The organism is Sphingomonas sp. STIS6.2, from assembly GCF_000732685.2.
Classification (GTDB): Bacteria; Pseudomonadota; Alphaproteobacteria; order Sphingomonadales; family Sphingomonadaceae; genus Sphingomonas; species Sphingomonas aerolata.
Map to the genome: position 1 here is coordinate 1 of NZ_JPDP02000067.1, position 6,995 is coordinate 6,995.

The 6,995-nt window shown below is 62.3% G+C and carries 7 protein-coding genes; 3 read left to right on the plus strand and 4 right to left on the minus strand.

The genetic code is table 11. The features are described from left to right. The 3 genes from sphst_RS11245 to sphst_RS11255 form a co-directional block, all read left to right on the plus strand. The coding region (locus tag sphst_RS11245; RefSeq protein WP_107045552.1) for an efflux RND transporter periplasmic adaptor subunit at nt 1–997 on the plus strand (997 nt) is incomplete at its 5' end. 3 nt (nt 998–1,000) lie between these two features. Continuing rightward, nucleotides 1,001–4,234: an efflux RND transporter permease subunit gene (locus sphst_RS11250; protein ID WP_051916187.1), complete on the plus strand. Its 3,234-nt coding sequence runs from the start codon at nt 1,001–1,003 to the stop codon at nt 4,232–4,234. Nucleotides 4,235–4,237: 3 nt separating this feature from the next. Continuing rightward, nucleotides 4,238–4,924, plus strand: coding sequence for a ZIP family metal transporter (locus tag sphst_RS11255; RefSeq protein ID WP_031393017.1), 687 nt, complete (start codon nt 4,238–4,240; stop codon nt 4,922–4,924). 243 nt (nt 4,925–5,167) lie between these two features. On the opposite strand, the gene sphst_RS11260 is transcribed toward sphst_RS11255, so the two are convergent. The 4 genes from sphst_RS11260 to sphst_RS11280 form a co-directional block, all read right to left on the minus strand. Continuing rightward, nucleotides 5,168–5,356, minus strand: coding sequence for a hypothetical protein (locus sphst_RS11260; protein ID WP_041394287.1), 189 nt, complete (start codon nt 5,354–5,356; stop codon nt 5,168–5,170). Between the two features lie 457 nt (nt 5,357–5,813). After that, nucleotides 5,814–6,572, minus strand: coding sequence for an arsenical resistance protein ArsH (arsH, locus tag sphst_RS11270; RefSeq protein WP_031393242.1), 759 nt, complete (start codon nt 6,570–6,572; stop codon nt 5,814–5,816). Continuing rightward, on the minus strand, nt 6,572–6,895 hold the full coding sequence (locus sphst_RS11275) for a YnfA family protein (protein WP_031393241.1): 324 nt from the start codon (nt 6,893–6,895) through the stop codon (nt 6,572–6,574). Before sphst_RS11275 ends, arsH begins: the two co-directional genes overlap by 1 nt. Then, nucleotides 6,892–6,990 carry a hypothetical protein gene (locus sphst_RS11280; RefSeq protein ID WP_442800397.1) on the minus strand — a complete coding sequence of 33 codons (99 nt, stop codon included), beginning with the start codon at nt 6,988–6,990 and terminating at the stop codon, nt 6,892–6,894. The genes sphst_RS11275 and sphst_RS11280 overlap by 4 nt, the downstream gene beginning before the upstream one ends. Nucleotides 6,991–6,995: the final 5 nt, after the last annotated feature.

The following is a 6,995-nucleotide window of genomic DNA, read 5'->3' on the forward strand; positions in this document are numbered from 1 at the left end:
CCAGCAGATCGCGGATGCCGGGATAGAGGTTACGCGTCCTACCGTGGGCGGCGTGGCCGGAGCGATCGAGCTGTCGGCAACGATCGAGGGCGATCCTCAAGGTGTGCAGGTTGTGTCCACCTCCGTAGGCGGTCGGCTCGTTTCCCTCACCCGCAATCTCGGGCAGTCAGTCAGCCGGGGCGACCCACTGGCTATCATCGAAAGCCGGGAAGCGGCATCACTGAAAGCGGAGGTAGAGGCCGCGCGCGCGCGTTCCGCGCTCGCCCAATCCAACCTTCGCCGCGAACAGCGGCTGTTCGCCGAACGCGTTTCGCCAGAGCAGGATCTGGTCGCGGCGCGGACGGCCGCGACAGAAGCCAGCATTGCCCTTCGCCTGGCACAGCAGCAGTTGTCGGCGACGGGTAGCGGGGGCGGTGCGCTTAACCGCATCGCGGTTCGCTCGCCGATCGCCGGCCAGGTCATCGCGCGATCGGCCACCCTCGGGCAGGCAGTCGCGGCCGATGCAGAGCTGTTCCGTGTCGCCAATCTGTCGAAGGTCACTGTCACCACCTCCCTCGTCCCCACCGATGCCGGTCGGGTGAAACCCGGCGTGCGTGTCGAAGTGACGGCACCGGGGCGACGTCAGGAGGGGCGCGTGACGTTCGTGTCCCCCATTCTGGATGAGACGACCCGATTGGTGCCGGTGATCGCCACCCTCGACAACGCCGGCAGCACATGGCGCGTCGGCGAGACGGTCAACGTATCGATCCTCGTTCCTGCGACCGGGGACCGCACCGTCGCCGTGCCATCGGCCGCAGTGCAGATGATCGAGGACAAGTCGTTCGTGTTCGTCCGCACCGCGACAGGTTTCCGGGCAATCCCGGTGACGCTTGGCCGCACCAATGGCGGGCAGGTCACTGTAACGGCAGGCCTTACCGGCTCGGAGCGCATCGCTTCCACCAACAGCTTCACGCTCAAGGCCGAACTCGGCAAGGGCGCGGGCGGGGATGAGGACTGAGCCATGATCGGTCGCATCGTCACCCTATCCGTCGAGAAGCGCTGGCTCGTCCTGCTTCTCACCATCGCGGCTGCATTGCTCGGAATTGGCGCGCTGCGTCAGCTTCCGATCGACGCCGTACCCGACATCACCAACAACCAGGTGCAGATCAACGTCGTTGCTCCTGCCCTCTCTCCCGATCAGATCGAGAAGCAGGTTGCGTTCACGGTCGAAACCGCGCTCGCTGGCATTCCCGGCCTTGATTATACTCGATCGCTAAGCCGCAATGGCTTTGCCCAGATCACAGCGGTGTTCACCGAGAAGACCGATATCTACTTTGCGCGGGCGCAGGTCGCGGAACGCCTGCGAACCGCTGAGGAAGACCTTCCCGAAGGTGTGAACCCCGAGATGGGGCCGATCGCCACGGGCCTTGGCGATATCTTCATGTGGACGGTCGAATATCGCGAGCTGGATCAGGTCCATCACCGCAACGGCGAACCCGGCCTGCAACGCGATGCCAGCTATATCACCCCCGAGGGGGATCACCTCGTCAGTGACGCCGACAAGGCGACCTACCTGCGCACTGTGCAGGATTGGATCGTCACGCCGCAGCTAAAAAGCACGGCCGGGCTTGCCGGCGTCGACTCCCTTGGTGGCTACACCAAGGAATATCTCGTCGTTCCAGACGTACAGCGCATGGCAGCGATGCGGCTAACGCTTCAGGATCTAACGACCGCCCTTCAGCGCAGCAATACCAGCGCGGGCGCGGGCGTGGTCAACCGCAACGGCGAAGGGCTGGCGGTTCGATCGGATGGGCGTGTCCGCAACGCCGACGAGCTGGCCCGTACCGTCGTTGCCACCCGCGAGAGCGTTCCGATCCTGCTCAACCAGATTGCGACCGTTCGCACCGGACAAGGGCTGCGCATGGGATCGGCGTCGGAAAACGGCCATGAGGTTGTCGTCGGGACCGCGGTCATGCGGATCGGGGAAAATAGCCGCACGGTATCGACTGGCGTTGCCGAACGGCTGACGCAGATCGGCCGCTCGTTGCCGGTCGATGTGGTTGTGAAGCCGGTGATGAACCGGACCGAGCTTGTGAACTCCACAATTTCGACGGTTGCCCGCAACCTTGCCGAAGGTGCGGTGCTGGTGATCGTCGTCCTGTTTGCGCTGCTTGGCAATTTCCGTGCGGCGCTGATCGCGGCCTGCGTCATTCCGATTACGATGCTGCTGACCAGCATCGGCATGTTGGAGGCGGGCGTTTCGGCCAATCTGATGAGCCTTGGTGCGCTCGACTTTGGTCTGATCGTGGATGGCGCGGTCATTATCGTGGAGAACGCATTACGGCGTTTGGGCGAGGCGCAGCATGGTCGCGATGACGTGCTGACGATCGAGCAACGTCTCGGGATTGTCGCGGCATCGGCGCGCGAGATGATCCGCCCATCGGTGTACGGGCAGGCTATTATCATCTTGGTCTATGCGCCGTTGCTCACCTTCACGGGTGTCGAAGGCAAGATGTTCGAGCCGATGGCGCTCACCGTCATCATTGCTTTGGTGTTCGCCTTCATCCTGTCGCTGACCTTCATACCGGCAGCGATTGCGATCTGGCTCAGCAAGCGGGTCGAGGAGAAGGAAAGCCGCGTCGTCACGTTCCTCCGGCAGCGCTATGAGCCGGGACTTGATGCGGCGATGCGCCGGCCCACCCTTACCATCGGCGTTGCGATCGGTGCGCTGGCGCTTGCCGGGGCAGCTTTCACGACATTGGGGCAAGAGTTCTTGCCGCAGCTCGATGAGGGCAACATTCTCGTGCAGGCAGTTCGCATCCCCGGCACATCGGTCGATCAGAGCCAGACAATGCAATTCCAGGTGGAAAAGGCACTCGCCAAGGCCCCTGAGGTCCGTTTCGCCTTCTCCCGCACCGGCACGTCCGAAATCGCATCGGACCCAATGCCGCCTAACGCGACTGACACGTTTGTCATCTTGAAGCCGAAGAAGGAGTGGCCCGACCCCGGCCTGTCCAAGGAAGAGCTGGTGGAGCGGCTGGAAAAGCGCCTCTCCACCCTGCCGGGCAACGCCTATGAGATCACCCAGCCAATCCAGATGCGATTCAACGAGCTGATTGCAGGCGTGCGCGGCGATATCGCGATCAAGGTCTTTGGCGATGACTTTGGCGAGATGAACGCGACCGCAGATCGGATCGCCGGCATCCTTCGAAAGACGCGGGGTGCAGCAGACGTGCGGGTCGAACAAACCGAAGGTTTGCCGATGCTCGATATCCGGCCGAACCGTACCGCCATGTCCCGCGTCGGGGTAACGGCCGGTGACGTGCAGGACACGGTTGCCGCAGCCATTGGCGGCCGACAGGCTGGCGTGATCTTTGAAGGCGATCGTCGCTTCCCCGTCGTGATCCGGATGGCAGAAAGCTCACGATCCGATTTGACGGCGGTTGCTCAGGTGCCGGTGCCGACCGGCAGTGGCGGCTTCGTACCGCTATCGACTGTGGCGGATATCGCCGTGGTCGATGGTCCCAACCAGATCAGTCGCGACAACGGCAAGCGGCGTGTCGTGGTGCAGGCCAACGTGCGCGATCGAGACGTGGCGGGTGTCGTGGCTGATGCCCGGTCAGCCATCGACGCTCAGGTGAAATTGCCGCCCGGCACGTATCTCGAATGGGGCGGTCAGTTCGAGAACCTGGCATCTGCCCGCGATCGGCTCAGCGTTGTGGTGCCGATCTGCTTCGTGGTCATCATGTTCCTGCTCTACGGCGCGCTTGGTTCCGTCAGGGATGCGTTGATCGTGTTTACCGGCGTTCCGCTGGCGTTGGTCGGAGGCATCCTTGCGCTGGTGCTAAGAGGCATGCCGTTCTCCATTTCAGCGGCAGTCGGCTTCATCGCGCTATCGGGTGTCGCGGTTCTCAACGGGCTGGTCATGGTGTCGTCCATCCATGATCTGATGCGGCAAGGCATGGATCGTGCGGTAGCGGCGCATCAAGGCGCTCTGGCGCGGCTCCGGCCGGTTGCGATGACGGCGCTCGTCGCATCGCTTGGCTTTGTGCCGATGGCACTTGGTCATGGTGCTGGAGCCGAGGTGCAAAAGCCGCTGGCGACCGTCGTCATTGGTGGCCTGATATCCGCAACCTTGCTCACCTTGTTCGTGCTGCCGACGCTCTACGCTCGTTTCGGACGGCGCGAGCTGCCAGCCCCATCAGGGGGACACATCGAACTGCCGCCTTTGAATCATGACAGCGTGAGGGCTTAAGCTATGCAGGCCGTTGCCTTCACGCTCATTCCCGTCGTCGCCGTACTGATCGGCTCGCTATTCGCGGTATCGAGACGGCCAAGTGATGCCTTCGTAAGCGCTATGCAGCACTTGGCGGCAGGCGTCGTGTTCGCCGCAGCGGCAGCCGAGATCTTGCCCCAGGTGATGCACGAAGGTTCACCGATCGCGACATTCACAGGCGGCGCGCTTGGCATTCTCGTGATGCTGTCGCTCAAAGCTCTTGAGGGTCGCGCCAGTGGCCCGATCGCTATGTTGGGCGCGGTCGCAGTGGATATCCTGATCGACGGGCTTGTTCTCGGGTTGGCGTTCGTCGCTGGCGGGAAGGCCGGCGTGTTGCTGACGATCGCGTTGACGTTGGAGGTGCTGTTTCTCGGACTGACCGTGACGACCGAGTTGGGCGAGACGATCAAGTCCAAGGCGCGGATCATCGCGATTACGATGGGGATCGCCTTGTTGCTGCCGATCGGTGCGGCGATAGCGACTCCCGTTGCGACGTTTCCGCCCGTCGTGATCGCCGGGTTTCTCAGTTTCGGTCTGATGGCGCTGCTCTACCTCGTGACGGAAGAGCTGTTGGTTGAGGCACACGAGAAGCCGGACACTCCGCTTATCAGCGCGATGTTTTTCATCGGGTTTTTGGGCCTGCTCCTGATCGAGGAGGTATTGGGCTGACCGCTCGACGTGGAACGTCTTGGACCGATAATGATGACGCCGAGCTTCGTCGGCGTATCGAGGCCAAGCAGACTCTGGCGGTAATCGCGCGCGAGATGGGACGAACGATGGATGCGGTTCGGGGGAGAGCCTCAACCCTGAAGGTAACTCTCCGCTCGTCGCAGCGACCGTGGCGGGACGGCGTGCCGCGCCGAGTAGACGTAGACTAGAAAAATAGGGGCGGTTGCCCGCCCCTATCCAGCTTCAGCCGTGCTTCATGCCGCCCTTAGCATGATCGCAGCAGTCCGCGGCCTTGGCTTTTGCGCCATCCTTGCAGCAGTCCGCACCGTCCTTGCAGCACGCCATGTCGGCGCAGCAATTGGCGACAGCGGCGAATGCGCCAGTCGACAGAGTGAGGGCGAAGGCAGCGCTGATGAGCTTAAACTTGGTCATGATATTCTCCGAAACTTACGTGTGATGATGTTCAATTTCACACGGTTTGCGGAGGGGGTGTGGCCGGAGCGTATGCCACGCCTAAAAGGCCCGTCTGTGGAGCTGGCCATGGCGATAGACGGGAGGACGGAACCAGCTCGATATGTTCGACGGTTTCGCCGGCAACTGCAACGCACGGTATAGCGCAAGCCGACGCAGGCGCCTTTTTGATGGGAGCGCCTGCTGATTTGCTGGCGCAGTCCATCATCGCGGACGCAGCCGGAGGCGCGGCCATCGCCATCGCCATCGTCTCGCAGAGCGGGCCAAGCCGGACCAGCAACATCACGGCCAGGACGAAAAACGCCATGGAATGCAATATCTTGGACAGTGGGCGAGCCCGGCGTTTCATTGGATGCATCTAGAAGCACACTCAGTGATGCACAATGTCGCAGGAGCGGTTTGCCACACTAAGCGGACTTTACTGGCCTTTCCGATACGTTGGTGAGGTTGCGATGCTCGAAAGGTCCGTGGCGCTATCGATCGGCATACCTGCCTCCTTTCGCTCGGAATAGCGATCGACAAGCTGCGTGGTGTGCGGGCGTAGCAGGACCGTGAAGCGCACCAGCTCCTCCATCACATCCACGATCCGATCGTAATAACTGGACGGCTTCATCCGACCGGCGTCGTCAAACTCCGCAAACGCCTTGGCTACGCTGGATTGGTTGGGGATCGTCACCATTCGCATCCAACGGCCGAGGACGCGCAGGGTGTTCACGCTGTTGAACGACTGCGATCCCGCCGACACCTGCATGACGGCAAGCGTGCGGCCTTGCGTTGGGCGCATGCCGCCCATCGACAGCGGCAGGTGATCGACTTGCAGCTTCATGATGCCAGTAATCTGGCCATGCCGCTCGGGGCTGCACCACACATGCCCCTCCGACCACATCGACAGTTCGCGCAGCTCGTGAACGGCCGGGTGGTCGTCCCCCGTCACCTGATCGGGCAACGGCAACGTCGAAGGATCGAAGATCCGCGTTTCGCAGCCGAAGAATTGCAGCAGGCGAGCAGCTTCCTCGACGCATAGCCGCGAAAAGGATCGCTCCCGCAGGGAGCCGTAGAGCAACAGTATGCGCGGAGGTGGATCACCAGCGCCCAGCCCAAGGGCAGGACGATCGAGCGCATAGCGCCGATCAAGCGCGGGCAGATTATCAGGATCGGAGAGAGTGCGGAGCGGCATCAGGCGGTCCTTGGGCCAAGCAGAATGATACAGGTGCCGATCAGGCAAAGTGCAGCTCCACCCGCGTCCCAGCGATCGGGCCTTACCCCTTCGACAGCCCAGAGCCAGATCAGCGATGCGCAGATGTAGACGCCGCCATAGGCAGCATAGGCCCTCCCCGCTGCGTCGCTATCCACGCGTGTCAGTAGCCAGGCGAACAGCATAAGTGAGACCACGCCCGGAGCCAGCCACAGAGGCGATTTGTCCAGCCGCAACCATGCCCAAAAGGCAAAGCACCCTGCGATTTCCGCAAGCGACGCGGCAAGATAGACGAGTGCCGTCATACCATGCTGATCCTGATCGCGAGTGCCGCGAGCGTTACCAGCAGCACCGGGATCGTTAGTGTCGCACCAACCTTGAAGTAATAGCCCCAGCCAATCCGGA